The sequence below is a fragment of the Streptomyces sp. NPDC030165 genome (genome assembly GCF_055573595.1).
Genome location: NZ_JBVIBD010000007.1, coordinates 163,238 through 187,354 on the forward strand (window position 1 = coordinate 163,238; position 24,117 = coordinate 187,354).

General features: G+C 69.6%; 21 protein-coding genes and 1 pseudogene. 6 read left to right on the forward strand and 16 right to left on the reverse strand.

Annotation, left to right across the window (positions count from 1 at the left end):
* Nucleotides 1-141: 141 nt before the first annotated feature.
* Nucleotides 142-333 (forward strand): annotated as a pseudogene (locus ACZ4Z1_RS15705) (CorA family divalent cation transporter); the annotation flags it as partial.
* A gap of 204 nt (nucleotides 334-537) precedes the next feature.
* Here ACZ4Z1_RS15705 and ACZ4Z1_RS15710 read toward each other — a convergent pair.
* From ACZ4Z1_RS15710 to ACZ4Z1_RS15755, 10 genes are all read right to left on the reverse strand, one after another.
* Nucleotides 538-1,170, reverse strand: a complete 633-nt coding sequence (locus ACZ4Z1_RS15710; protein ID WP_468487145.1) for a hypothetical protein — start codon at nucleotides 1,168-1,170, stop codon at nucleotides 538-540.
* A 26-nt stretch (nucleotides 1,171-1,196) separates the two neighbouring features.
* Nucleotides 1,197-1,730: a hypothetical protein gene (locus tag ACZ4Z1_RS15715; protein WP_468487146.1), complete on the reverse strand. Its 534-nt coding sequence runs from the start codon at nucleotides 1,728-1,730 to the stop codon at nucleotides 1,197-1,199.
* A 3-nt stretch (nucleotides 1,731-1,733) separates the two neighbouring features.
* Entirely contained in the window at nucleotides 1,734-4,157 is a 2,424-nt protein-coding gene (locus ACZ4Z1_RS15720) for a glycoside hydrolase domain-containing protein (protein ID WP_468487147.1), read from the reverse strand.
* A gap of 296 nt (nucleotides 4,158-4,453) precedes the next feature.
* The gene (locus tag ACZ4Z1_RS15725; RefSeq protein ID WP_468487148.1) at nucleotides 4,454-5,725 is read right to left on the reverse strand and encodes an ATP-grasp domain-containing protein; all 1,272 of its coding nucleotides are present in this window, start codon (nucleotides 5,723-5,725) and stop codon (nucleotides 4,454-4,456) included.
* On the reverse strand, nucleotides 5,722-5,979 hold the full coding sequence (locus ACZ4Z1_RS15730) for a hypothetical protein (RefSeq protein WP_468487149.1): 258 nt from the start codon (nucleotides 5,977-5,979) through the stop codon (nucleotides 5,722-5,724). Before ACZ4Z1_RS15730 ends, ACZ4Z1_RS15725 begins: the two co-directional genes overlap by 4 nt.
* 21 nt (nucleotides 5,980-6,000) lie before the next feature.
* On the reverse strand, nucleotides 6,001-6,888 hold the full coding sequence (locus ACZ4Z1_RS15735) for a hypothetical protein (RefSeq protein WP_468487150.1): 888 nt from the start codon (nucleotides 6,886-6,888) through the stop codon (nucleotides 6,001-6,003).
* Between the two features lie 32 nt (nucleotides 6,889-6,920).
* Complete coding sequence (locus ACZ4Z1_RS15740) at nucleotides 6,921-7,373, reverse strand: hypothetical protein (RefSeq protein ID WP_468487151.1); 453 nt, start codon at nucleotides 7,371-7,373, stop codon at nucleotides 6,921-6,923.
* 1,027 nt (nucleotides 7,374-8,400) lie between these two features.
* Nucleotides 8,401-9,780: an FAD-dependent oxidoreductase gene (locus ACZ4Z1_RS15745; RefSeq protein WP_468487152.1), complete on the reverse strand. Its 1,380-nt coding sequence runs from the start codon at nucleotides 9,778-9,780 to the stop codon at nucleotides 8,401-8,403.
* 182 nt (nucleotides 9,781-9,962) lie between these two features.
* On the reverse strand, nucleotides 9,963-10,727 hold the full coding sequence (locus tag ACZ4Z1_RS15750) for an SDR family NAD(P)-dependent oxidoreductase (protein WP_468487153.1): 765 nt from the start codon (nucleotides 10,725-10,727) through the stop codon (nucleotides 9,963-9,965).
* A 244-nt stretch (nucleotides 10,728-10,971) separates the two neighbouring features.
* Entirely contained in the window at nucleotides 10,972-11,571 is a 600-nt protein-coding gene (locus ACZ4Z1_RS15755; protein ID WP_468487154.1) for a hypothetical protein, read from the reverse strand.
* Between the two features lie 154 nt (nucleotides 11,572-11,725).
* On the opposite strand from ACZ4Z1_RS15755, the gene ACZ4Z1_RS15760 reads away from it, so the two are divergent.
* Nucleotides 11,726-12,229 (forward strand): MarR family winged helix-turn-helix transcriptional regulator, encoded by a 504-nt coding sequence (locus ACZ4Z1_RS15760; RefSeq protein ID WP_468487323.1) that lies wholly within the window; start codon nucleotides 11,726-11,728, stop codon nucleotides 12,227-12,229.
* A gap of 88 nt (nucleotides 12,230-12,317) precedes the next feature.
* Here ACZ4Z1_RS15760 and ACZ4Z1_RS15765 read toward each other — a convergent pair whose 3' ends face one another.
* Both ACZ4Z1_RS15765 and ACZ4Z1_RS15770 read right to left on the reverse strand, forming a co-directional pair.
* Entirely contained in the window at nucleotides 12,318-12,593 is a 276-nt protein-coding gene (locus tag ACZ4Z1_RS15765) for a ferredoxin (protein ID WP_468487155.1), read from the reverse strand.
* A gap of 7 nt (nucleotides 12,594-12,600) precedes the next feature.
* Nucleotides 12,601-13,800: a cytochrome P450 gene (locus ACZ4Z1_RS15770; RefSeq protein WP_468487156.1), complete on the reverse strand. Its 1,200-nt coding sequence runs from the start codon at nucleotides 13,798-13,800 to the stop codon at nucleotides 12,601-12,603.
* 196 nt (nucleotides 13,801-13,996) lie between these two features.
* Between ACZ4Z1_RS15770 and ACZ4Z1_RS15775 the strand changes: the two genes are divergently transcribed.
* Together ACZ4Z1_RS15775 and ACZ4Z1_RS15780 are read left to right on the forward strand one after the other, a co-directional pair.
* Entirely contained in the window at nucleotides 13,997-15,007 is a 1,011-nt protein-coding gene (locus tag ACZ4Z1_RS15775) for a methyltransferase (RefSeq protein WP_468487157.1), read from the forward strand.
* A 72-nt stretch (nucleotides 15,008-15,079) separates the two neighbouring features.
* Complete coding sequence (locus tag ACZ4Z1_RS15780) at nucleotides 15,080-16,126, forward strand: methyltransferase (protein WP_468487158.1); 1,047 nt, start codon at nucleotides 15,080-15,082, stop codon at nucleotides 16,124-16,126.
* Between the two features lie 78 nt (nucleotides 16,127-16,204).
* On the opposite strand, the gene ACZ4Z1_RS15785 is transcribed toward ACZ4Z1_RS15780, so the two are convergent.
* A complete protein-coding gene (locus ACZ4Z1_RS15785) occupies nucleotides 16,205-17,794 on the reverse strand; it encodes an acyl-CoA carboxylase subunit beta (RefSeq protein ID WP_468487159.1) in 1,590 nt (529 codons plus the stop codon).
* A 67-nt stretch (nucleotides 17,795-17,861) separates the two neighbouring features.
* Entirely contained in the window at nucleotides 17,862-18,656 is a 795-nt protein-coding gene (locus tag ACZ4Z1_RS15790; protein WP_468487160.1) for an AfsR/SARP family transcriptional regulator, read from the reverse strand.
* Nucleotides 18,657-19,199: 543 nt separating this feature from the next.
* On the opposite strand from ACZ4Z1_RS15790, the gene ACZ4Z1_RS15795 reads away from it, so the two are divergent.
* Together ACZ4Z1_RS15795 and ACZ4Z1_RS15800 are read left to right on the forward strand one after the other, a co-directional pair.
* Nucleotides 19,200-20,303: a sensor histidine kinase gene (locus tag ACZ4Z1_RS15795; protein WP_468487161.1), complete on the forward strand. Its 1,104-nt coding sequence runs from the start codon at nucleotides 19,200-19,202 to the stop codon at nucleotides 20,301-20,303.
* A 48-nt stretch (nucleotides 20,304-20,351) separates the two neighbouring features.
* A complete protein-coding gene (locus ACZ4Z1_RS15800) occupies nucleotides 20,352-20,966 on the forward strand; it encodes a response regulator transcription factor (RefSeq protein WP_468487162.1) in 615 nt (204 codons plus the stop codon).
* A 29-nt stretch (nucleotides 20,967-20,995) separates the two neighbouring features.
* Here the strand turns inward: ACZ4Z1_RS15800 and ACZ4Z1_RS15805 are convergent, their stop codons facing one another.
* Nucleotides 20,996-22,237 carry an acyltransferase domain-containing protein gene (locus ACZ4Z1_RS15805; RefSeq protein WP_468487163.1) on the reverse strand — a complete coding sequence of 414 codons (1,242 nt, stop codon included), beginning with the start codon at nucleotides 22,235-22,237 and terminating at the stop codon, nucleotides 20,996-20,998.
* A gap of 34 nt (nucleotides 22,238-22,271) precedes the next feature.
* Entirely contained in the window at nucleotides 22,272-24,083 is a 1,812-nt protein-coding gene (locus ACZ4Z1_RS15810) for a fatty acyl-AMP ligase (RefSeq protein ID WP_468487164.1), read from the reverse strand.
* Between the last annotated feature and the right edge of the window lie 34 nt (nucleotides 24,084-24,117).

Sequence of the window (24,117 nt, forward strand, 5' to 3'; positions counted from 1 at the left end):
GAGGAGAACGGAGCCCGGTGGGGAGCACCTGGGGAGGATCGGCTGCGTAAAGCTGAGCCACATTGAAGAACCCTGAAAGATCCATTTGCCCTGGCCAGACTGCCACCGCAACACAAAAGCCCAGGTGAGGGCCGCCCGGAAGAGGACTCCAAGAAGATCTCCTCCTGGGCGGCCATCCTCTTCGCCCCGACCCTCGTCGGCACCATCTACGGCATGAATTTCGACCACATGCCGGAGTTGCACTGGGTGTTCGGCTACCCGTTCGCCATCGTCCTGATGGCGGTCGTATGTACCGGTCTGTATGTCATCTTCAAGCGGCGGGACTGGCTCTGAGCAATCGGTGCCGGCGCAGGCACACTGCGGGCCGGACACCATGGAAGAGCGTGTGCGCACCTCCTACAGAATGCTGGGGAGAATGGGCTCAGCCATCGCAGCCAGGTGCGTCACCGGGACACCCGTGAGCGAGGATGCACAACACCGACCGATCGGCCATGCCCCTCGCTGCACGAGTATGCCTGCCCGCTACGCACCGGCTCGTTACGCGGCGCGGCGTTGGAAGGACCGGGCCGCACCGGCGCGCTCGGGGGCGAAGGCGTCCGTCGCTCCGGCGCCCTCGCTGCTCGGGCCGGAGTTCCACTGACGGATCTTGCGGGCCACTCGCGTGAGCTTCGCGTCTCCGGGCTGGACCGCGATTTCGAAGTGGGACTCCTTGGGCTTCTTGAAATCACCGCCCCATGCCACGACACCGTCCAACTCGGCGAGGATGTCTCTCACGACCACCAGTTCGTTCGGGTAGAGATTGCCTTGGGAGCCGACCGGGTAGCACAGCGGGCGTATCGCGATGGCGCTGCCGGAGAGATAGTTCGACTCGTAGCTCGCCACCAGGGTGCGGGCCTTTACCCAGCCGTGGACGTCGCCGTCTCGGAGAGAGTCGATCTCGTAGTGGAACCGTCGGGCCACGTAGGTCAGGACAGTTGCCGCGTCTCCGTCGGCGAGCGGGACCTTTTGGTCACTACCCTCGATGTCGAACGACGTCGCGGTGACCAGTACGGGCCAGCCGTTGTCGGACTGCCTGCCCGACCAGTCCGTCCGGTCGGCCGCTGATGCCGGGTGTACCGCTCCGGGTGCCCCGAGGACAGCGACGCCGGCGACGCCGGCTGAGACGGCCATGAAACGACGCCGCGAGAATCCGCGCATCATGTATTTTCCCTCATTCTTGTCGTTCTGGAATGCGTCACGGCGACGATGGAAACCGTGATGATGCCGGCCGCCAGGAGCACGGCGAAGATCACAAGAGCGGGGTTCACCCAGGCAGGAACGAGATCGAAGTCCGCGTTGCACTTGTTGTGCAGCGGGAACCAGCGATCCATTTCCCCCGCGTGCTGCGACCGGTAGGTGGCGTCGTAAAACTCCTGATGAACCCCGCAGGATTTCTGCACGCTCAAGGCGCCGGAGAAAGCACCGACGCAGTAGGAGACGAGCAGGCCCAGGAGCGATACCGGCATGCTCGCCAGGGCGAGCAGCAACCATGCCGTGTGCCTCCGTCGCGCGCGCAGGGCGGAGGTGGCCCGTCGCGCGCCGGCCACGACGAGGAACACGGCAGCCAGAAGGACAGCCGAGAAGACGGCGAACAGCCAGCCGAGCACCAGGGTGACGAAGAGGACCATCAGGACGACGCCACCGAGGTAGAGCCTTTTCTCCGGGTGGCTGAGGAAGTCGCGGCCACGCATGGATCAGTCCTCGATACGTGTCGATCGGAGGAACGTCTCGTGGTTGCTCCGATATGCGGCGGCATTGCGCTTCTCCGTGCCCGTGCGGGCGAGCAGCGCGTCGACGAAACCTTGTTCGAAGGATGCCAGCTTCTCGTATCCCCCCGGCGCATTCTGCAGAACGGTGGGAAGCATGGCGCCCTCAAGCATGATGAGCTGCTTCCGGCCGGTGCCGAGCGTGACATCGCTTGCGGTGAGGGCGTTGTGTGCGGCCTGCTTGCAGTTCTCGGCGGTGCCCCAGCGCTGCTGGAAGAAGTCGTTGAACCGGGTCTGGCCGCCGCCGTTCTTACCGTACTGTTCCTTGACTGCCTGGACGATGTCCTTGCCGTTCCGGACGGCTCGGGCGATGAGGTAGCCGTCGGCGTCCTCGATGAAGTCGTTGAAACCGAACGAGGAGTATACGCCCGGCTTGGCGAGTTTGGCCTCACAGAACGCCTTGCCGGACGCGTATTTCTCCTCGGAATTCCGCCAGTCCGCGTAGAAGGTCATCAGGTCGCCGGCCCAGCCGCCGACGTCACCGCCGTTGGCGCTCTTCTGGTGGGACGGCTGCGCCTTGAGGAAGTGGGCGTTGGCCGTGGCCATCATGTGCTCGGCGCCCAGGTCATATCCGGTGAAGGGGTCCTTGAACCACTGCATGACGGACATGCCCTTGGAGTTGGCGTACGCGACGAAGTCCTCGTCGTACGAGCCGATGAGGAACCACCAGCCGAGCTTGTTCTTCCAGTCCTTGCCACCGTACTCGTGGTGCCGGATGTATTCCATGACGAGCTGGCTCGGGTTGCCCTTGCCGTAGGACCTGGCGATGCCGTACAGCTTCTCCACGTACCGGATGAAAGCGTCTGCCGGGCCAGCACTGTCGTTGACGGAGGAGGTACCGGGGTCGGCTCCGGAGACGACATCACGGTCCAGGTCGAAGGTGTCGGAGCCGTTGTTGACCGTGAACGTCTTGATCTGGTTGAAGGACCAGTTGCGGGGCATCGGGAATCCGAGGTTCCCGGAGAAACCCCAGGACATGCCAGAGACGAAGGAGTGCCGGGCGAACGTCTTGTCGGTGACGTTCTTGCACACGTTCCGGGAGCCGTAAACGCCGTGGTTGTACTTCTTTCCCTGGCTGGCGAGGGCGGCCTGGACGCCGTGGAAGTAGGTTATGACGCCTTGCGGTTTCCCGTCGATGGCTTCCTGGGTGGCATCGTAGTCCACAGCGAAGTAAATCGTGGTACCGGGGTTGAAGCCGTACCCGGAAGCCAGTTTGTGGGCGTTCAGGCCATGCTCGTAGCCGTTGCCGTAGGTGAAGTCGGCGAGCCGGCGGGCGTTGTCCTGGTAGATCGGAAACACCTTCAGGCCATGACTGAATATGGTGTCAAGTTCGCCTGGCTTGATGTCCTTATCCAGTTTGTCGCCGGGCGGATTATAAAGGTAGCGGCCGACGATCTCGTAGCCGTTGGCCTTCAGCCACTTCGCTCGGGGCCCGGTGATCTCGAAGCGGGTGTCGGAGCCCGTGGCATGTCGCTCGGGGTCACCCATGGACACCAGAAGCTGCGCCCATGTCGCATAGTTTCCGATGCCGTTGGCATCCAGCTTGGAGAACTGCTGGAAGAGCCTCACCCACTCGGTCAGCTTGCTGTCGAAGGTGGACCGGTGAGTGGTACGCACCTCCTCCAGCCTGGAATTATAGGTCGGCGAGTTGAAGACGCAGGCGGCGGAGAACAACTCGACGAAGATGCCGGTGTCCCCCTGCTTGACAGTGTGGGACTTGAGGCCCGTCTGCGTGCCGGGGCCGAAGTTTCCGTTCGGTGCCGCTATGCCGAGTTCATATTGGAGCGCGATCAGCAGTGACCGTTGGACGTCCCGAGAGTAGATTCCGTCCGTCGGCCCGATGTTGAAGGCGCTCTTCTCCCAATAGCGGCCGTTGAGCCAGCGTTGGATATCGCGGATCTCATCGGTTCCGCCAGCCACGACCACGTAGGCATCCATATTGAGAATGGCCTTGGTCAGCTTGGCGTTGATGCTCCCGTCGCCCTCGGGGAGGCCCATGTTGCCGCGGAGCTTTTTGACCGCGTCGCGGGTGACTCCGGTGAACCAGCCTTCGCTGTCGGGCTCGACGGCCCAGTAGCCCTTGCACCACATGCCGTATTGAAGGATGGCGACAATTTTGCGGTTCTTGTCCCAGTTGAAGCCGATGTCACCGAGCGCGGCGACCTTCGACTCGGTGCCGGGGCCGAAGTTCGCCACGACCGGGGAGATGCCCAGTTCGTGCTGGAGCCCCATGAGCAGGGAATACACGGTGCCCCAACCGGGACGGCCGTCCTCCGGGCAGCGCTGGTACCCGGCGACACCGCCGTATGTCTTGTTGACCCACTTCTGGGCTCTGAGTACTTGCTCGTCCATGCTGGACGCCTTTCAGTCGTTGGGTGGGGGTATATGCCGCGGGGCGTGAACGTCACCACGCCCCGGCGCGCTCTTCGCCGGCGGGGGGGCCGGCCGTGGCTTTCGGTGCGGATCCGGTGACGGCACAGCCAGCGGTCACGGCCGTTCCGATACGGGTGAGTGGCGTGCGGGTGGGTGCGGTCCGGACGTCCTCGACGGCGAGGGGGCACTCGGTACCGGGGCGACACCCTCGATGACGTGGTCCGGAACCTGTGCGCGGCGCGGCGAGAAGGACGAATCGATACGTCCGTCGGTGCTCATGGTGTCTCACCGCCCGTGGTGACGTGGACCACGGATGCCGCCTGGCGTGCCGTGGCCAGAGCCTGCTCGGCGGTGTCGGCGTGGGCGTGGACGAAGCCGACCGAAGCGGAGTTGTCCAGGGGGCTGCCGACGTGCTCACCGAGTTCGGCGTGCAGGGTGATCTCCACGCTGTGAGCGACGGCCTCGCGCAGACCGCCGATGCCGATGAATCGTCCGGGCGCGTCGGGGTGGAGCACCACAACGGCGGAGGCCGGGCAGGGCCCGTCTCCGGGCGCACCCGGGTGCGGAGTGCGGCCCAGAGCGAGGAGCTTCGCATCGAGGTGCGGGTTGGTGCCGCAGGTATGGGTGACCATCGTGGTGATCTGGGCCGGCAGCCGCAGGCTGATCCCCACGATCCGCGGTCCGTCCTCGGTGATCATCACCTCGGTGTGGGCGAGGCCCTGTCGGTAGTCGATCGTGCGCAGCGCACGGTCGACGCAGTCCTTGAGGCCGGCCCAGGTGGTGTGGTCGAGGGCCGCGGGGAAGGAGTGCGCTTCTTCCAGGACCGTGCCCTTGTGCGGCTTCGAGGTGACGCCGAAGAAGTGCGTCGCACCGGCCACTGTGATCGTTTCGACGCTCACCTGGACGCCCCGGATGTATTCCTCGAACAGGACGTGGCCCGGGCGGGTCTGTCCACGCAGCGGTTGACGGGCGTTCGACAACTCCCGCCACGCCGCGAACGCTTCGGGCGGGGTGGTGCACTTGCGGACTCCATAGGGATCGGTCCCCGCCGGCGGCTTGGCGATCAGTGGCAGACCCACGTGCCGGACGGCAGCGTTCAACTCCTCCCTGCCGGTCACCAGGCGCCACCTGATGTTCGCCGGATCGCTGTCCAGGGCGCGGCGCAGCAGGTGTTTGTGGTGGGCCGTCCGCACCGCCTCAGGTGCCGGCGAGGGCAGGCCGAGGTGGGCGGCTGCCTGGGCAGCCGCTTCGGTGTGGCAGTCGGAGAACGACAGCACACCGTCCACCAGCGGCTCACCGTGCGCGCCGGTGAGGACGTCGGCGATCGCCGTCCAGTCGTGGGTGTCGGCCCGGAGGACCTTGTCGGCCGGTGCGCGCGGATGCCCGGAGTAGGAACGTCCGGCGGTGTACGAATCCTCGCTCTGCGTGAGCAGCCAGATTTCACAGCCGAAGTCGCGTGCGGCGTGGATGCCTTCGTGAAAAACCTTGTGCGGCATCGTTTCGACGAGGGCCAGGCGCCGGCCCGCGAACTGGGTGTATGCGGTCACTGCTTGCTCTCATATGCCGTGCGCGCTGCACCGCGGGGGTCGTGGACGGACGTGGTGTGGGGATGTGTGCGCACGGTGCCTTCGTGTCCGTCTGCGCCGCTGTGCGGGTCAAATGCCGCGCACACTGTGTCGCGCAGGACCTTGCCGACTTCGCGTGTCGGCTTGGTGCCCGTCGCCACCGCGTACGCCATGGTGGGCGCCGTGGTGCGCAAGGCGGTAAAGGCGGCGGTCGACGCGACGACAGGTGCTTGCATGGGCAACTACTCAAAAATGGGTCAGACCGACTTCGCCTTGTCGACCGATTCCCCAACCGCCTGGGCTGCCTTGTTGAATTCGTCCAAGTGCTCAGCTATCTCGGCACGTTGGATTTTCGCCTCCGCGTCGAACCAGGTACGGGCGACGTTGTACTTGTCCCGGCAGGCGATGTCTGCCGTCGCTGTCGCGATCTCCTGGTCCGTCACCTTGCGGGGATCCATGAAGCGCGGATCGTCACTGGCGTCCAGCGGCCGCTTGTACGAGGGGTAACCCTTGTCCTTCATGCAGGACGACCACTTGGCGAACACCGCGACGACCTCGGGCGCCTTCGCGGACCTCTCGTACGCGTCGCCGCTGATCTGCTGGACGATGGCCGACGGCTGCGGATCGGGGACCTTGCCGTCCGCCTGCCCCACGCAACGCCTCAGCGTTGTTTCGTCGGCTCCGGAGGTATCCACCGCCCCCGCTTCCATCGCTTTGTCGTACGCCTCCTGTTCACCCTTGGCGGGGTGATAGCCGCGCTCGGCGGCCAGTTGGCCATCGTGAATGCCGTAGCGCCAGTCGGTGAGGGTCTTGCCGCCGACGGCCGGCAGGTCGGGAGCGGGCTCCCAGGAGTCGTAGCCCGCCGCGCTCATGCACGTGTCGATCAGATGGTCCCGCGACTCGGTCACCAGGCGTGCCTGTGTCGCGGTGGGCATATACGCCTGGATGGGCAGACGCCAGGTCGCCGGATTGTCCGAGGAGCCCACGTACGCCTGCGCCACCTGCCCCGGAACAGCGGAACGGTTCGTGGCGGAGGGACTGTCGGTACCCGTCTTCGCGCTGCCGGACCAGGAGCAGGTGGCGCCTATCCCGGCGGCGAGCGCGAGCGCGGTGGCCGGGACCGTGACCTTGATTGTCCGTCGCATGCCTGGGGCTTTCCTTCGTTCTTGTTCTGCGGTCACCAGCTGGTCCACTGGAACGAGGCGTTGTCGTTGTAGACGTTCCGGAACCGGTCGTGGTGCTGATAGGGGTCCATGACGTCCTGGTTGCCCTTGAAGCCGCTCCTGGAATACAGCCGGGCCTTGTACTTGTAGTGCTCGTTCTCGCCGGACGCGGCGTTGTTCTTGATCTTCGCTCCTGCACCCGGCGCGCCATTGGCGCAGAACGTCAGCGGCGTTGCCGCGCCCGCCACGCCGTCCGGTACGTCGTTGAAGTTGTAGACGGCGTAGCCGATGTTGCGGTAGGCGCCGCCCTGGCCGGAGTTGTAAAAAATATGGAACTTGAACTGCGAGCTGCCGGGATACTTGCACGCCTCCGGGCTGTACAAGTTGTCGAGGTCATCGGCAACAGCCGGGGTGGCGATCGCGACCGAGGCCGCCAGCCATGCCGCTACGGCGATGCCTCGGAACATTCTTCGTGAACGTGCTGCTGTGCGCATCGAGGTCCTTGATCCTTCCATTTTCGGGGCGCGTTGGTGTCACGGAGGGCATACGACGACGGCTGTCACTCACTGCCTGGTCCATGAAGGCCCGTAAGGCGTTGGCTGGCGACCTGCCAGCGTGCTCTTGATGGATGTGCCGGCACGGCGCGGCCCAGAAGTGCGACAGCGGGCCGACGCGGGAATGACGAGCGGTCACGGGGTGACGCGCCCGGCGCTGCGAGACACACACGCGAACACACCTTGAACAGCAGGGCAACTGCTGCGGCGATGGACGGTTCGCGAGCCGAAGGATGCCTGGGGGCGAAGTGCTCGCCCATGCTTCGGAACTTGGTTTCGCGGCCCGCCGCTACGCCGATGTGATGCGGTGTCAGCGAATGCCGCGTCATCTTGTGACCAGAACGGCGGCTCAGCGGTCCGACGCTCGCATTGAAACCGTTTCAGTAAGACACAGCCGTCGTCTGATTGCACTGGATGTGCCCCTTTCCCTCATACCGCCGTCATGCACCGGCACGTGCGGGCCACGCATCGGTGGCCGGACGAACCAACACGAACGTAGGTAGCTGACGCACCTGACACAACCAGTCAACGCATGCCTAAATGGCTAAATAGGGCGATTGCCGACCAGCGCTGCCATGTGGATCATCACGGTTGTGCCATCCCGGCTTTCGAAACCGTAACGGGGCAGAAACAAATCGATCAATCGGTATGTTCTGGCTCGAATCGACGGCTATGACCACGCGCCCGCAAAGAAACATGGACCGGGTGGGGCGGCCCCTGAGAGGCTGGTGAGGAGTCCTGCCGAAGGCACGTCTCCTTCAAGCGGCGGGACCGGCCCTGAGGGCACGCGCCGGCGCCGAGGACGGTCGCGGCCGGTGATGACGGTGTGAACCGAGCGGAACGGGCGGGCGCGGGAGATGTCCGCGTCCGCCCGTTCCGGGGGCCTGTCGTGGTGGTGGGACGCCGTTCCGGTAAGGGCCGGCGTGGGCACGGGGGTGGGTCAGTTCTTGTCGGGCGGGACGATCTGGCCGTAGTCCTCGCGATCGCCGCCGCGGTCCAGGTAGAGGTCCTCCGCCATCTTCTTCTGTACGGAGGGGACGTGGCGGGCGACCCAGAAGTAGCCGCGCATGGAGGCCAGGGCGGCCCGGCCGACGACCGGCTTGTGGATGGGCTGGTCCCCACCGGTCTGCTTCAGCGACTCCTTGACCGCTTCGAAGCCGTAGCGGACCATCTTCGCCTCGTACGTGTCGATGGCCTTCAGGAGTGTGGTGTCACCGCGGACGTATGCGATCAGGTTGGTGCACAGCCGGGCCGCGTCGCGCAGGGAGGTGTTGGCGCCGACGCCCTGGCCGGGGGTCATGGTGTGGATGGCGTCGCCGATCAGGGTGACGTTGCTGGCGCTCCACCGCGGGATGGGCACCGAGGTGCGGATGTTGATGGGGAAGGTGGTCTGGCGGTCGCCCATGCTGAAGAGCTTGCGGAGGTTGGGGCTCCAGTCGGGCGTCATGTCCAGGACGATCTTGATCAGCTCGTCCGGCGACTTCTTCATGACGTCCGACGGGAACTTGTCGGTGGAGGCCCAGAAACCCCAGTTGATGTAGTCGCGGGTGTTGTCGAAGAGCAGGCCGGGCCACTGCTTGATCAGCTCTGCGTCGTTGCCGCCGATGCCGGACTTGACCCGGCCCTCGCGGTCCCAGCCGAACTCCATGGTGTGCAGGATGCAGCTGTAGCCCTTGGGGGCGACGACCAGGCCGATGCCCTGGTAGACCTTGGGCGGGAGCAGTGCCTTGGTCTCCTGGGTGATCGGGACCTTGGCGGTGATGGAGATGATGTTGGCGTCCTTGACCTGCGAGTGCGGCAGGTACTGCTGACGTACGCGCGAGTTGGAGCCGTCGGCGGCGACGAGCAGATCGCCGGTGGCGTTGGTGCCGTCGTCGAAGTACGCGGTGACGCGCCCGTCGGACTCCTTCTCGTAGTGCGTGAAGGTCTTGCCGAAGTGGACGTCGTCCTCGATGCCGGTGAGCAGCACCTGCCGGAGGGTCATCCGGCTCACGGACTTCTCGTTGTTGACGGGGTCGTCGCTCTGGACGATGTCGAGGGTGACGCTGGGCTTCAGGTCCTCCTTGAGGAAGCTGAAGTACTTCGGTGCCCGGGCGCAGGTGGCGACGAAGGTGTCGAACAGCTCGGGCGGCAGCAGGTACTTCAGCGCCCGGCTGCCGTCGGGGTTGATGCCCACGCGGTATCCGTGCAGGCCGCTGCTGCGGGTCGCCTCGCGCTCGTAGACGGCGAAGCTGATCCCGGCCCGCTTGAGGCCGTGCGCCAGGGCCATGCCACCGGTGCCGCCACCGATGATGAGGACGTGGAACGGTGCGTCGGTCATGTCGGGTTGTCCCCTCATGTTTCTTGCGGGTTCATTGCGTGTGTTGCGTCTGTCGCGTGCGCTGAGGCGTTGCGGGTGTTGCAGGGAGTGCGGGTGACGGGTCCGGGTGCGGGTGGTTCCGCCTGACAGGAGCAACTCCTGCCCGCTGGGCGGGAAAGCACCGGTCCGTAAGGCGTTTGATTTCAGAGGGACTTGAGCATGCCCGCGTCGATGAGCCAGTCGGCTCCCGTGGCGCCCGGGAGGCGGCCGGACGCCAGGAGGAGGACCATGTCGGCGACCTCCTCCGGGGCGATGAACGCGCCGGTGGTCAGGCCCATCCGGCGGGGCACCGCGGCCAGTTTGGTCTCGATGTCCGGATCCGGCCGGGCCGCGCGGCGCGGGTTGCGCCAGGTGTCCGTCAGGACGGGGCCCGGTGAGACCGCGTTCACCCGGACGCCCTGCGGGCCGAACTCCTCGGAGAGGGCCTTGGTCAGGTTGGCCAGGGCGGCCTTCGCCGCGCCGTACTCGGTCAGGCGTGGTGACGGCAGCCGTCCGTTGACCGAGCCGATGTTGACGATGGCGCCCCGGTTCTCGATCAGGGCGGGCAGCGCGGCCCGTACGGCCCGTACGGCACTGAGGAAGTTGAGGTCGAAGCCGGCCTGCCAGTCCTCGTCCGTCAGGTCCAGGAATCCGGTGGCGGGGGTCGCGCGGCCGCCGACGTTGTTGACCAGGATGTCCAGCCCGCCGAAGGTCTCGACGGCGCTCCCGACCAGACGCGCCGGCCCGTCGGGCGTGGCCAGGTCGACCTCCACGGTGTGCGGGGTGGCCGCGCGCAGGGCGGGGCTGTCGCTCCGCGAGCCGCCCATCACCAGGGCGCCTTCGGCGGTGAGCGCCTGGGTGACGGCCAGGCCGATGCCGCGGCCGGCACCCGTGACGACGGCCCGTTTGCCCTTCAGCTGCAGGTCCATGACGGCTCCTCGTGGTGCGCGTGGGGTGGCTGTGCGGGAGGTCCCGCCGGTCGGCGGTGCCGGTCGATGGTTGTCACGGGCTCTCGACTGCGGCTCGAACGGGAGTGGGGGTCGGGGGTGTAAGGGGCGGGGCGAGCCGCGCGCGACCTGTTTTCGAGCCGCCGCGCCGAGGCTCGTCGCCATGACGGTTCGGGGTGCGGGAGGCCGGGTCGGGCCGGGGGTGCGGGCGGGCCGGGCCGTCGGGTCAGGCGACGGTGAGCCGGTTGGCGCCGGAGTCGAGCGTGATGTCGTAGCAGCCGGGGGTCGCCTCGAACGGCTCGGCGCTGCGCCAGTCGACCTCGGTGCGGGTGCCGACCCATTCGCCGTCCAGCGAGAGGCCGGTGAAGCCGGTGTCGCCGCGCAGGGTGGCGCGTACGGAGGGCGGGCGCACGATCGTCGTCTTGCGGACACCGCTGCCGAAGTGCACGGCCACGGTGCGGTCGGTGTGCGGGAGCACGAAACGCGCCTGGGTGAGGCCGCCGGTGACGCACAGCGAGAGCAGCGGCAGTCCGGTCAGGTCGGCGTCGATGTGCGCGGCCGGGCCGCGGACCTCGACGTGCCAGGCGACGAGCGGGCTGAGGGTCACGTGCGCCGTACGCCGGGCCAGGTCGAAGGGGTGTACGGGGCCGCGCCGGCGGATGGTGATCGTGCCCTTGCCGTCGTCCTCGACCAGCGAGTCCCGGCCGCCGAACTCGGTGCTGCACAGCTCCGGGGCGGCACCGGCCGAGACGTCGGCGACGTCCAGCGTGAGGTGCTGGACCTGAGGGACGAAGACGAGCCGGCCGGTGGGAGTGGTGCTGACCATCGGAGCTCCTTTCACCGCACCAGACGTCCGTCTGGGCAAAAATCGTGTGAGTCGAAGTTCTAGTCGCTAGATTCTCTAGCGACTTACGGGATCGACTGTACGGAGCAAATCGCTAGAATGTCAAGAGAAACCGGGGAGAGGATCGGACGTGACCATGGAGCAGGCGAGCGGTCAGCAGGCTGAGCAAGCACCCGACAACGAGCGGCGAGAGCAGCTCATAGAGGAGTTCGGCCTGGTCATGCAGGAGTTCCAGCGTTCGGCCGACACCCTCGACCAGCAGGTCGCGGACCGGCTCGGGCTCAACCGCACCGACCTGCGCTGCCTCGACCTGCTCTTCGGGCCCTCCCCCATGAGCCCCAGCGAGCTGGCCACCGCCGCCGGTCTGACCACGGGCGGCGTCACCACCGCCATCGACCGCCTCGAACGCTCCGGCTACGCCACCCGCGCCCGCGACACCGCCGACCGGCGCCGGGTCATCGTGGAGCCCACCGAGAAGGGCTACGCGATGGTCGCCGAGATCTTCACGCCCATCGCGCGCGAAGGGGCGGAGTACCTGCGCGGGCTCGGCGCGGACACCCTGGGCGAGATGGTCGCCTTCCTGCGCTTCGCCACGCGCCAGCAGCGGGACCACGCGGCACGCCTCGCCAAGGGGGACTGAGGCTTCCCGCACACGGACCGAGGCAGCAGCACCGAGGCCCCCGCACCACGTGCGGGGGCCTCGGTGCTGTTCGTGAGGGAGTCGCGGCTCAGTCCTCCTCCGGGCCCTCGTCAAGGCCCTCGATACGGATCGACCGCGTCGGACAGCTGCGCCGGGCGCGCAGGAGTTCACGTCCCAGCTCCGTGGCCGGGTGGGGATCGAGGACGACGACACAGCCGTCCTCGTCCTGGCCGAACACCTGCGGGAGCCGGTTGACGCAGAGGTTGCTGGTCACGCACGTCTCGTTGTTCGCGGTGACGGTCAGGCGGGCTTCAGGATCCGAAGAGACGGTCAGGCGCGCTTCGGGGTCCGGGGTGCCGGGCATGGCGGCCTCACCACTTCACGGGGATCTCGGCGTAGCCGGCGAGGAAGCCGCCTTCGGGGCGGACCAGTTGTTCGCCGGGGACGGCGAGGGTGAGGCCGGGGAAGCGGCGCAGCAGGCCCGCGGTGGCTTCTTGGAGTTCCATACGGGCCAGGGCCGCGCCGGCGCAGAAGTGGATGCCGGCGCCGAAGGTCAGGTGGTGGTTGTCCGCGCGCCGGATGTCCAGGGTGGTGGGGTCGTCGAAGACCTCCTCGTCCATGTTGCTCTCGACGGAGAGCAGGACGGTGCTGCCCTTGGGGACGACCGTGCCGTCGAGGAGGGTGATGTCCTCCAGGGCGTAGCGCAGGGAGCCGAGCGAGGTGCCCATGATCTGGTAGCGCAGGAGTTCCTCGACGGCGGAGGGCACCAGCGACAGGTCGGCCTTCAGCTCGTCGGCGACCGCGGGCCGGTGCAGCAGGACGGCCATGCCGGTGCCGATCTGGGAGGCCGTGGTGACGTAACCGGCGATCAGCAGGGTCTTGACCCAGTGCTGGAGCTGGTAGTCGGTGAGCTTGCCGGGGTCCTCGGCGTTGACCTTGATCAGGTCGCTGATCAGGTCGTCGCCGGGATCGGTCCGCTTGGCGGCGATCAGCTCGGACAGGTAGTCCCAGTACTGCACGCGGCAGCGCTCGACCTCCTCGTCGGGCAGCCGGCTCACGGACAGGTAGCCGTCGATCAGGGAGCGGAACTTGTCGCGGTCCTGCGGCGGCACGCCCAGCATGTGGCAGATGACGAGGATGGGCAGCGGGAAGGCGAACGCCTCCATGAGTTCGGCCTCGTTGCGGCCGTCCGCCTCCATGGCGTCCAGCAGGTCGCCGGTGATCTGCCGGACCACGGGGCGCAGGGCCTCCAGCCGGCGGTGGCTGAAGGCGCGCATGACGATGCCGCGCTCGACGAGGTAGCGCGGCGGGTCGTTGTCGATCTCGGGGTCGGCGAAGAGGTCGTTGCTGGCGGAGATCCGGGACACCGGGTGCCGGGCCCAGTTGCGGCTGAGCCGCTCGTCGGCGTAGAGCCTGCGGACGTCCTTGTAGCGGGTGACCAGCACCGCGGGGTCGCCGCTGGGCAGGCTGATGTTCAGCAGCGGGCCCTCCCGCATGGAGCGCCAGTCCGCCGGGACATCAGGCGCGGGGGCCCACGGGAAGGGGTAGCTGACCGGGCACTTGGAGCTCACCTGACACCTCTCTCGGCTGCGGGGGCTGTCGTACGCAGTCTTCGTACGGGCGCTGGTGCCGGGCTCAACGCCCGGTGGAGCCGGGCCGCCGGGGGTCCGGCGCGGGACGACCGCGGATCGAGCGGTTCTCCATCCGCCGGTGCGAGATTCCGTTGCACACGGGGCCAGGACAGGTCGGCGAAAGGGAGTACCGGTCATGACGGGCAGCGCTTCGGACCTCGGCACGGCGGCGGGCATCCTGCGTCTGGGCAACCGGTTCTGCGACGCGAAGGCGCTGCTCACCGCCGTACGCCTGGATCTGTTCACCGCCTTGGACGACGGTCCTGCCACGGCGGAGGAGCTGCGCGTACGGCTCGGTCTGCACGGGCGGGGCCTCGGCGACTTCCTCGCCCTGCTCACCGCGCTGGGCCTGCTGCACCGGCAGGCCGACGGGCGCTACCGCAACAGCGAGAGCGCCGCGCGCCACCTCGTCACCGGCCGTCCCGAAGCGGTCGGCGGCTTCCTGCACGGTGCCGACCTCAATCTGTACCCCGTGTACGGCAGGCTCACGGAGGCGCTGCGCACCGGGCGGCCGCAGGCGGCGGGAGACTACCTGGGGATGCTCCGGGACCCGGTCGCCACCGGGCACTTCGTCCGCATGATGGACGGTGTGACCGCGGGTCTGGGCGAGACGGTGCTGGCGGCGCTGGACGGGGTGGACTTCACCTCGGTGCTCGATGTGGGCGGCTGCCGCGGGCACCTGCTGGGCCAGTTGCTGACCGCGCGGCCCGGCCTGCGGGGGCACCTCTTCGACCTGCCGCAGCTGGAGCCGTTCTTCAGCGAGTACATGGCCGAGAAGGGCTTCACGGAGCGGGCCGTCTTCCACGGCGGCGACTTCTTCCAGGACCCGCTGCCCCCGGCGGACGTCCTGATCTACGGCCACGTCCTGCACGACTGGGACGCGGCGCAGCGGCAGCAGCTGCTGGACGCGGCGTTCAAGGCCGTGCGCCCGGGCGGCGCGCTGGTGATCTACGACCGGATGCTCGGCGAGCGGGCGGACGACACGGAGAACCTGGTCGCCTCCCTGAACATGCTGCTGCTGACCGAGGGCGGCGGGGAGTACACCCTCGCCGAGCTGGCCGGGCAGGTCCGCGCCGCGGGCTTCGCCGCGCCGGTCCACCGGCCGCTCGCCGACTTCGACACGCTCGCCGTCTGCCGCAGACCCTGACCCGGGCCGCACCCCCGCGCCCTCCTTCCGGCGCCGCGGACCATCGCACCGACACCTCAAGGAGACGTACGTATGAGCCGTTCCCTCTCGGACCAGCCGACCTCGGCCGAGTACCTGCCCGTCATGTTCGGCTTCGCCCTCTTCCAGATCGGCGGGGCCGTCTCCCGGCTCGGCATCCCCGACGCGCTCGGCGACGCGGCGAAGACCGCCGCGGAGCTGACCGGCCACACGGGCGCGGACCCCGACTTCCTGCACCGGCTGCTGCGGGCCGCCGTTCCGGTCGGGCTGCTGTCCCAGGACGAGCAGGGGCGCTTCGCGCTGACCCGGCTCGGCAGCATGTACCGCAGCGACTCGCCGCTGCACGGCGGCCCGCTGGACGCGATGCACGGCGCACCCGAGGTCTGGCAGGCGTGGGGCGCGCTGGAGCAGTGTGTACGGACCGGCAGGCCCGCCTTCGACCTGGTGCACGGGCGCGGTCTCTTCGAGCACCTGAGCCGGACGCCCGAGCACGCCGGGGTGTTCCACGCCGCCATGGCGGCCGGCAGCGCGGTGCAGGTGCCCGCCATCGTCGAGGGGGTGGACTTCACGCGCTTCCGGCACGTGACGGATGTGGGCGGCGGCAACGGCACGCACCTCGCCGGGATCCTGCGCGCCAACCCCGGCGTGCGCGGGACGGTGTTCGACACGTCCGACGGTGTCCTCGACGCGCCCCGCGTGCTGAAGGAGGCCGCTCTGGAGGACCGTTGCGACGTCGTGTCCGGGTCGTTCTTCGACTCGGTGCCGGCCGGCGCGGACGCGTACCTGCTCAAGAACATCCTGCACGACTGGGACGACGGCTCCTGCCGCCGCATCCTCGGCAACTGCCGGGAGGGGCTGGCGCCGCGTGGCCGGATCATCGTCTTCTCGTCGGTGCTGGCCGAGGGCCGGCACGACGAGGATCCGGGTGACGCACTGGGCGCCGCGCTGATGGACATCGAGATGATGACGGTCACCACGGGGCGGGAGCGCACCCGCAGGGAGTTCGAGGAGCTGTTCGCGAGCGCCGGCCTGAAGCTGGCCGGGCTGACGCCGCTGAAGTGCCCGTTCCTGTACTACGCGCTGGAGGCCGTGCCGGTCTGACGTTCGGCGCCGGTACGGCGTGGTGGCCCGGAGGCCCGTGCCCCCGGGCCACCACGAAGGCGGTCTCCGGCCGCGCTCTCACAGCGGCACGTTGCCGTGCTTGCGCTCCGGGAGGTCGGCGTGCTTCCCGCGCAGCGCGGTCAGCGCGTTCACCAGCACCGCCCGCGTCTCGCCGGGGTCGATGACGTCGTCGACGAGGCCGCGCTCCGCCGCGTGGTAGGAGTGCATCAGTTCCGACTGGTACTCCTTGACCAGGCGGGCCCGCGTCGCGTCCGGGTCGGCGGCGGCCGCGATCTCGCGCCGGAAGATGACGTTCGCCGCGCCGTCCGCGCCCATCACCGCGATCTCGTTGGTCGGCCAGGCGAAGGACAGGTCGGCGCCGATCGAGCGGGAGTCCATCACGATGTACGCGCCGCCGTACGCCTTGCGCAGCACGACGGACACCCGCGGGACGGTCGCGTTACAGTACGCGTACAGCAGCTTGGCGCCGTGCCGGATGACGCCGCCGTGCTCCTGGTCGAGGCCGGGTAGGAAGCCGGGTACGTCCACCAGGGTCACCAGGGGGATGTTGAACGCGTCGCAGGTGGAGACGAAGCGGGCCGCCTTCTCGGACGCGTTGATGTCCAGCACACCGGCCAGCACGGCGGGCTGGTTGGCGACAAAGCCCACGGTCTGTCCGCCCAGCCGCGCCAGGCCGCACACCACGTTGCGCGCCCAGCCCTCGTGCACCTCGAAGAACTCGCCGTCGTCGACGATCTCCCCGATGACCTCGCGCATGTCGTAGGCCTGGGCGGGGTCGGCGGGGACCAGGTCGGTCAGCGCGTCGGTGCGGCGTCCGGGCGGGTCGGCGGCCGGGGCGTCCGGCGGCAGTTCGCGGTTGTTGGCGGGCAGCAGGGACAGCAGGAAGCGGACGTCCTCGATGCAGTCGGCCTCGTCGTCGTACGCGAAGCCGGCGACCCCGGAGACACCCGCGTGCACCCCGGCGCCGCCCAGTCCGTCCTGGCTGATCTCCTCGCCGGTGACGGCCTTCACCACGTCCGGGCCGGTGAGGAACATCTGGGACGTGCCGCGGACCATGAACACGAAGTCGGTCAAGGCGGGGCTGTAGGCCGCGCCGCCCGCGCACGGGCCGAGCATCACGCTGATCTGCGGGATGACGCCGGAAGCCCGGGTGTTGCGCTGGAAGATGCCGCCGTACCCGGCCAGGGCGGTGACGCCTTCCTGGATGCGGGCCCCGGCCCCGTCGTTGAGGCCGACGAGCGGGGCCCCGGCGGACAGCGCGAGGTCCATGATCTTGTGGATCTTCGCGGCGTGCGCCTCGCCCAGCGCGCCGCCGAAGACGCGGAAGTCGTGCGCGTAGGCGAAGACGGTCCGGCCGTGCACCCGGCCCCAGCCGGTCACCACCCCGTCGCCGTACGGCCTGCGGTCCGCCATGCCGAAGGCGGTGCTGCGGTGCCGCCGCAGCGGCTCGATCTCCGTGAACGTCTCCGGGTCGAAGAGGAGTTCCAGCCGCTCCCGTACGGTGAGTTTGCCCTTGGCGTGCTGCCGCTCGGTGGCTCCCGGGTCGGGGCCCCGGCTCACCTCCGTCTTCAGGCGGCGCAGTTCCGCGGTGGACCGGTGCAGGTCGGGCGGGGGCGCGGCGGCGAGGAGTTCGTCGAAGGTCGTCATTGCGCGACCGTAGGAGCGGTGCCTCGAAGGGAGCTGAAGTCAGGCTGGAAAACGCCCCGAGGGCCGGTCAGTCCGCGCCCACGGCCTGCAGGTCCGGGACCGGGTCGCCGGAGAGCACCGCCCGGTGGAGCTGTTGGAGGGACGGTGACGGTTCCAGTCCCAGTTCGGTGACGAGGACGCCGCGCAGCCGCTGGTACGCCTCCAGGGCGCGCCAGGATCCGCTCGACCGGTGGAGGGCGAGCATGAGCTGGGCGCAGAACCGCTCGTGCATGGGGTGTCGTGCCGTCAGGACGCGTAGCTCCGGTACGACTTCGGCGTGCCGCCCGAGGTGCAGGTCGGCGTCGATACGGCGCTCCAGGGCGGCCATGCGGCTCTCCTCCAGGCGCAGCGCCTCCAGTTCGAGGATGCTGCCGGCCCGTACGTCGACGAGTGCGGGCCCCTGCCAGAGGGCGAGGGCGCGGGAGAGGAGCCGGGAGGCGGTGTGGTAGTCGGTGGCGTGGAAGGCCGCGCGTCCGTCGGCCACCAGCTGCTCGAACTCCTGGGCGTCGATCCGGCCGGGCCGTACCCGCAGCAGATAGCCGCCGAAGCGGGTGACGAGCACGTCCTTGGCGTCGACGGCGGGGTTGCCGGCCAGCGCGGCGGTGATCTTCCGGCGGAGCTGGAGGATGTAGGTCTGCAGCGTGGTGGAGGCGCTGCGCGGGATGCGCTCGCCCCAGATCTCCGTCATCAGGGTCGGTACGGTGACGACGTGGTCGGCCTGCAGCGCCAGCATGGCCAGGATCTGCCGGGGCTTGGCCGCGCTGGGTACCACCGGGACGCCGTCCTCGTATGCGGTCAGCGGGCCCAGTAACGTGATGTCCATTGCGCGCTCTCCCCTTCCGGTTCACTCGCACGGTCCCGACCCGGGGAAACGTCACCCGGAGCCAGTGATCAGGGTGGCACCGGCCGCGGCGGGCGCCCAGTGACCGGGGCACGAACCCAGGCATGAAAATTTCACGGTGGCCCGGTGACGCCGGCATGTGCCGGCCGCGCCGCGCCGGTCTCACCGACGGTCCGGCCGTATGCGGCGGAGTACGGCCGCGTTTTCGTGAACAACCGGTGGCGCGCGGATGGACCGGAGCTTCCCGGCCTTTTATCCGGCTGACCAAGTTTGCACAACCAAAGCACCATTACTCCTCATTCTTTCAGCCATGTTCTCATCGTCCGAGTAACGTATGCGCGGGACTCCGGTCCCGGCCATCTAGCGAGGAGGCACCGCGTGGTTGACCCTTTTCGGCGTACGGCAATCGGAGTCGCCCCCCTCGATGTGGAGATCAACGCGAGGAGATACCAGGCTTCTTTAGGCCAGGGGGCGGACGACCAGCCGATCCGATCCGCCCCGGGGGGAGAAATTCCAGCCATCCACGTGGCCAGAATCATCACCATCATTGTTCTGTGCGGCTATACGGCCGTTCCTCTCCTTGACGTTCTCCGGGACGATCCGCCCCTGGACCTTCTGCTGATGTGCATCGGCTCGGCGTCGGCACTGCTCTTCCTCCAGCTGCTGCACAGTTCCCCGCGGGCCCGGCGCTGGCCGTTGCCGTGCAGAACGCTGACCCTCACCGCGCAGTCCGTCCTGACGTTCCTGCCGTTCCTCTGGCTGGGCATCACCTGGGCGGGCATGGGCGGGCTCCTCGGCGCCTCGCTCCTGCTCATGCTGCCCTCGCCGCTGTCCTGGTTCCTGTTCGCGCTGGTGGCGGCGGTCATCGACGGCTACGCGTTCGCCCTCCGGCTGCCGGCCGTCACCGAGCTGTACACCCCGCTCACCACGCTGCTCACCGGCCTCGTCCTGTACGGCCTGACCCGGCTGACCGACCTCGTGTACGAGGTCCACTCGGCGCGTACGGCGCTGGCGCGCATGGCCGTCGCCCAGGAACGGATGCGCTTCTCCCGGGACGTGCACGACCTGCTGGGGTACAGCCTGTCCGCGATCACGCTCAAGTGCGAACTGATCCACCGCCTGGTGGTGACCAACCCGGCCCGCGCCCAGGAAGAGGTGACCGCCGTCCTGGGGGTCTCACGGCAGGCGCTGGCCGACGCCCGCCTGGTGGCCCGGAGTTACCGCGAGATGTCGCTGGCGGACGAGGCCGAGTCGGCCGCGACGGTGCTGGCCGCGGCGGACATCCGGGTCACCCTGGACATCTCCTGCGGCCGGCTCCACCCGGCCGTGGACACGGCACTGGCGACCACCCTGCGCGAGGGGGTCACCAACATCCTCCGGCACAGCAAGGCCCAGTCCTGCACCATCACGGCGGTCCGCAAGGACGACACCGTCTGGCTGACGCTCGTCAACGACGGGGTGGACAAGGGCCGGCCGGCCGGCCCGGACGGCAGCGGCCTGAACAACCTGCGCACCCGGCTCGGCGCCATCGGCGGCCGCGTCACCTCGGGTTTACGCCGGGACGGGCGGTTCCACCTGGAAGCACATAGTCCGGTCCGACCCGGCGCGATATGCCCGGAGCACAGATAATCTTCACCGCACGACCGGAAGAACCGCACGTTCGATCGGGGGACATCCATGCTGTCGGTGAGGATCCTGCTTGCCGAGGACGTGCACATGATCCGGGGGGCTCTCGTCGCCCTGCTGGAACTGGAACCGGACCTCGAAGTGGTCGCCTCACTGGACCGCGGCGACACCATCGTGGAGACCGCGCTGCGCACCCGCCCCGACGTGGCCGTCATCGACATCGACCTGCCGGGCGCCGACGGCATCACCGCCGCCGCCGAACTGCACGAACAGCTGCCCAGCTGCCGGGCGCTCATTCTCACCAGCCTCGGCCGCCCCGGCACCGTACGCCGGGCCCTCACCGCGCACGTCGCCGGCTTCCTGCTGAAGGACGCCCCGCCCAGCCACCTCGCCCGGTCCGTCCGGTCGGTGGCCGCGGGCGAGCGGGTCGTCGACCCCCAACTGGCTCTGACCGCCTGGGAGGCGGCGGACTCGCCGCTGTCGCCCCGGGAGACCGAGGTGCTCCGGCTGGCGGCACGCGGCGCCGGCGTGGCCGACATCGCACGGTCGCTGTGCCTGACCCGGGGGACGGTCAGCAACTACCTCACGGCGATCGTCACGAAACTCAACGCCCGCAACCGGATCGACGCCATCCGCGCCGCCGAGGAGGCGGGCTGGATACCGTGACGGCGGCAGCGGCCGGGGCGGCCGGACCGTCACCACCGCGCCGCGCTCTCGGCGAGCGGCCAGGCGTCCAGCGCGGAGAGCGTTGCGGCCAGGTCCACCACGCCGGTCCCCGGCCCGTGGCACACCGGGAAGCAGCGCGGCCCGGCCGCCCCGCCGATACGGCGTACGAACGGGGTGAGTACGGCCCGTGGCGCGATCTCGACCACGTGGGTCGGCGCCTCCTGGGCGAGCATCCGCCGGACCGCCTCGGCGAACCGTACGGGTGAGGTGACCTGCTCGGCCCAGTAACCGGCGCCCAGCGGCTCCGTCCAGCGGCGGCCGTACACCGTCGAGTAGTACCCCGTCCGGGGGCGGTCCGAGCGGAGTCCGGCCGCCAGGGCCCGCAGCCCCGGGACCGCCGGGGCCATGAGCGGCGAGTGGTAGGCGTGCCCGGCGGTCAGGAACCGGCCGGCGACGCCTTCCGCCGACAGGGCGTCGCGCGCCCGGGCCAGGGCGTCGAGCCGGCCGGAGAGCACGGTGGCCCGGGCCGCGTTGACCGCGCCGACGTACACCCCCGGCTCCCCGGCGGCCGCCAGAGCCTCGTCGGGGCCCGCGCAGACGGCCAGCATGCCGCCCCCGTCCGGCAGCCGCCGCGTGCACGCGCCGTACAGCGCGACGAGCCGCGCCGCCTCGGCCAGCGGAAGCGCCTCGGCGATCACCGCCGCCGTCAGCTCCCCCACCCCGTGGCCGACCACCGCGACCGGCCGTACCCCGGCGTCCGTCAGGGTCCGGGCCAGGGCGTAACCGACGGCGAACACCACCGGCGGGGTCAGCTCCGCATGGTGAAGGGCCGGGCCGCCGCGGTGGATCAGGCCGACGACCGAGCGGCCGACGTGCGGCCGCAGCGCCTCGTCCGCCCGGGCCAGGGACGTCCGGTACAAGGCGGAGTCGCGGTGGAGGCCGGTCACAGCGCCGGGGTGCCGGGCGCCCTGCCCGCCGATCACGAACGCCGGGCGGGCCCGCCGGTCCGCGTCCCAGCGGGCCCGGCGCGCGGTGAGCTGGTGCGCCAGGTCGCCGACGGAGGGGTACACCCAGATGTCCTCCGGGTCGATCAGCGGGCCGAAGCCCTCCTCGATCTCGCCGAACAGGCCCAGCATCGCCACCGAGTCCAGCCCGCATTCCGTGAGCGGTGTCTGCGGGCCGATCTCCCGGGACGCGTAGCCGGAGATGCGCCGGATGAGCCAGTGCAGCAGGTCCGGCTCGTACGGTTCGCCGCGCGGTGGTGCCTCCACGTGTGCCCCCTTCGCTTCCCGCTCCCCACGGGCCTCACCCGGCCAGGGCGGCGGGTCCGGTGCTGAGGTCGCCGTCCAGCCGCTGGTGCAGCGGGCGGATCCGGCCGCGCAGGAACAGGTCGCGCATCGCCGAGCGCTCGACCTTGCCGCTGGTCGTGCGGCGCACCGTGCCCGGCCGGACCAGCAGCACCCCGCCGACCCGGACGTCGAACTCCTCGGTGAGACAGCGCTCGACCTGGGTGGCGAGGGATTCGAGGTTCACGTCGAAGCTGCTGCGGGTGCGCAGTTCCTGGACGACCACGACGCGCTCCCGCTCCCCCGGTACGCCGAACGCCGTGCCGGGCCCGAAGAGCGCGCTGACGCGTTGCACCGTGCGCTCGACGTCCTGCGGGTAGAGGTTGCGTCCGGCCACGACGATGACGTCCTTGAGCCGTCCGGTGACGTAGAGCCGGCCGTCGCGGACCGCGCCGAGGTCCCCGGTGCGCAGGTGGCCGCCCTCGCCGTCCGCCGTGACGGCCTGGAAGGTGCGGGCCGTCTGGCCCGGGTCGCGCCAGTAGCCGCGGGCCACGCCCGCGCCGCGTACCCAGATCTCGCCGATCCGGCCTTCCGGCAGTACGGTCCCGGTGTCCGGGGCGACGATCCGTACGTCGCAGCCCGCGGCGGTCCCGCAGGACGCCAGCCGGCGCGTCGGCCGGCCCGGTACCGGGTCGCGCCACAGGTTCCGCTCCAGTGCTTCGGCGTCCACGGTGCACCCGTCGTCCGGCCCGGTGTCCCGGCCGCCGGAGACGAACAGGGTGGCCTCGGCCAGCCCGTAGCAGGCCGAGAACGCGTCGGCGCGGAACCCGGCGGGGGCGAAGCGCTCGGTGAAGTCCCGCAGCGTGGCGGGCCGTACCGGCTCGCCACCGGAGACGGCGGTCCGCCAGCCGCTGAGGTCGAGTTCCGCCGCCTGCTCGTCGGTGACCCGGCTCACGCACAGGCCGTAGGCGAAGTCGGGGGCGCCGCTGACGGTGATGCCGTACCGGTCGATGGCCTGGAGCCAGCGGACCGGGTAGCGGACGAACGTTTCGGCAGGCAGCATCACCGAGGTGCTGCCCAGCCACAGCGGGTGCAGCAACTGGCCGACCAGGCCCAGGTCGTGGTGGAGGGGCAGCCAGCCGCCCAGCCGGGTCCCCGGCTCGGTGCCCAGCGCCTCGTGCATCGCCCGCTGGTTGGCCAGCAGGTTGGCGTGGGTGACCACCACGCCACGCGGGCGGCCGGTGGAGCCCGAGGTGTACTGGAGATAGGCGACCGTGTCGGACGACAGCGCCGGCGGCGTCCACGGGTCGGCGGCGGGCACCACGTCGGCGGGCAGGCAGAGTGTGCCGCCGTGCCCGCACTCCGCCAGCATCCGCGACATCTCGGGGGCCAGCGCGGCATCGGTGAGCGCCACGCACGGCGCGGTGTCCCGGACGATCCCGGCGATGCGTTCCGTGTGGTGGGCCCGGCCGCCGCCCGGCGGGGCCGGCACGGCGACGGCGCCGGCGTACAGGCAGGCCAGGAAGCTGACGGCGAAGCGGTGGCGGGACCGGTGCAGGAGCAGGACCCGCTCGCCCGCCGCGCCGTGGCTCTGCAGCCAGCCGGCGAGCCGGCGGGCGGCGGTGTCCAGGCTCCGGTAGGTGACCGTCTCCGGCTGCGACTGCTGCGCGCCGTCCGGCAGCAGGAGCAGTGCCTCCCGGCCCGGGTACGCCTCGGACCGGGCCAGCATGACGTCGGTGAAGGTGCGGTGTGCGGTCAATGCGTCGTCCCCCTCGCGGGTGTTGCCTCGGTGCTGTCCTCGTACGCGAACCGGCCGTGCGGGGGCGCGCATGCTCCTTCCTGGCCCGTGGCGCGGAGCGGGCCGC

Excerpts from the sequence above, each read along its gene's own strand:
- ACZ4Z1_RS15785 (WP_468487159.1), bottom strand. The coding sequence starts at position 17,794 with ATGACGACCTTCGACGAACTCCTCGCCGCCGCGCCCCCGCCCGACCTG.
- ACZ4Z1_RS15790 (WP_468487160.1), bottom strand. The coding sequence starts at position 18,656 with ATGGACATCACGTTACTGGGCCCGCTGACCGCATACGAGGACGGCGTC.
- ACZ4Z1_RS15810 (WP_468487164.1), bottom strand. The coding sequence starts at position 24,083 with ATGCGCGCCCCCGCACGGCCGGTTCGCGTACGAGGACAGCACCGAGGC.
- ACZ4Z1_RS15745 (WP_468487152.1), bottom strand. The coding sequence starts at position 9,780 with ATGACCGACGCACCGTTCCACGTCCTCATCATCGGTGGCGGCACCGGT.
- ACZ4Z1_RS15715 (WP_468487146.1), bottom strand. The coding sequence starts at position 1,730 with ATGCGTGGCCGCGACTTCCTCAGCCACCCGGAGAAAAGGCTCTACCTC.
- ACZ4Z1_RS15735 (WP_468487150.1), bottom strand. The coding sequence starts at position 6,888 with ATGCGACGGACAATCAAGGTCACGGTCCCGGCCACCGCGCTCGCGCTC.
- ACZ4Z1_RS15720 (WP_468487147.1), bottom strand. The coding sequence starts at position 4,157 with ATGGACGAGCAAGTACTCAGAGCCCAGAAGTGGGTCAACAAGACATAC.
- ACZ4Z1_RS15740 (WP_468487151.1), bottom strand. The coding sequence starts at position 7,373 with ATGTTCCGAGGCATCGCCGTAGCGGCATGGCTGGCGGCCTCGGTCGCG.
- ACZ4Z1_RS15775 (WP_468487157.1), top strand. The coding sequence starts at position 13,997 with ATGACGGGCAGCGCTTCGGACCTCGGCACGGCGGCGGGCATCCTGCGT.
- ACZ4Z1_RS15755 (WP_468487154.1), bottom strand. The coding sequence starts at position 11,571 with ATGGTCAGCACCACTCCCACCGGCCGGCTCGTCTTCGTCCCTCAGGTC.
- ACZ4Z1_RS15765 (WP_468487155.1), bottom strand. The coding sequence starts at position 12,593 with ATGCCCGGCACCCCGGACCCCGAAGCGCGCCTGACCGTCTCTTCGGAT.
- ACZ4Z1_RS15730 (WP_468487149.1), bottom strand. The coding sequence starts at position 5,979 with ATGCAAGCACCTGTCGTCGCGTCGACCGCCGCCTTTACCGCCTTGCGC.
- ACZ4Z1_RS15800 (WP_468487162.1), top strand. The coding sequence starts at position 20,352 with ATGCTGTCGGTGAGGATCCTGCTTGCCGAGGACGTGCACATGATCCGG.
- ACZ4Z1_RS15780 (WP_468487158.1), top strand. The coding sequence starts at position 15,080 with ATGAGCCGTTCCCTCTCGGACCAGCCGACCTCGGCCGAGTACCTGCCC.
- ACZ4Z1_RS15760 (WP_468487323.1), top strand. The coding sequence starts at position 11,726 with ATGGAGCAGGCGAGCGGTCAGCAGGCTGAGCAAGCACCCGACAACGAG.
- ACZ4Z1_RS15750 (WP_468487153.1), bottom strand. The coding sequence starts at position 10,727 with ATGGACCTGCAGCTGAAGGGCAAACGGGCCGTCGTCACGGGTGCCGGC.
- ACZ4Z1_RS15710 (WP_468487145.1), bottom strand. The coding sequence starts at position 1,170 with ATGGCCGTCTCAGCCGGCGTCGCCGGCGTCGCTGTCCTCGGGGCACCC.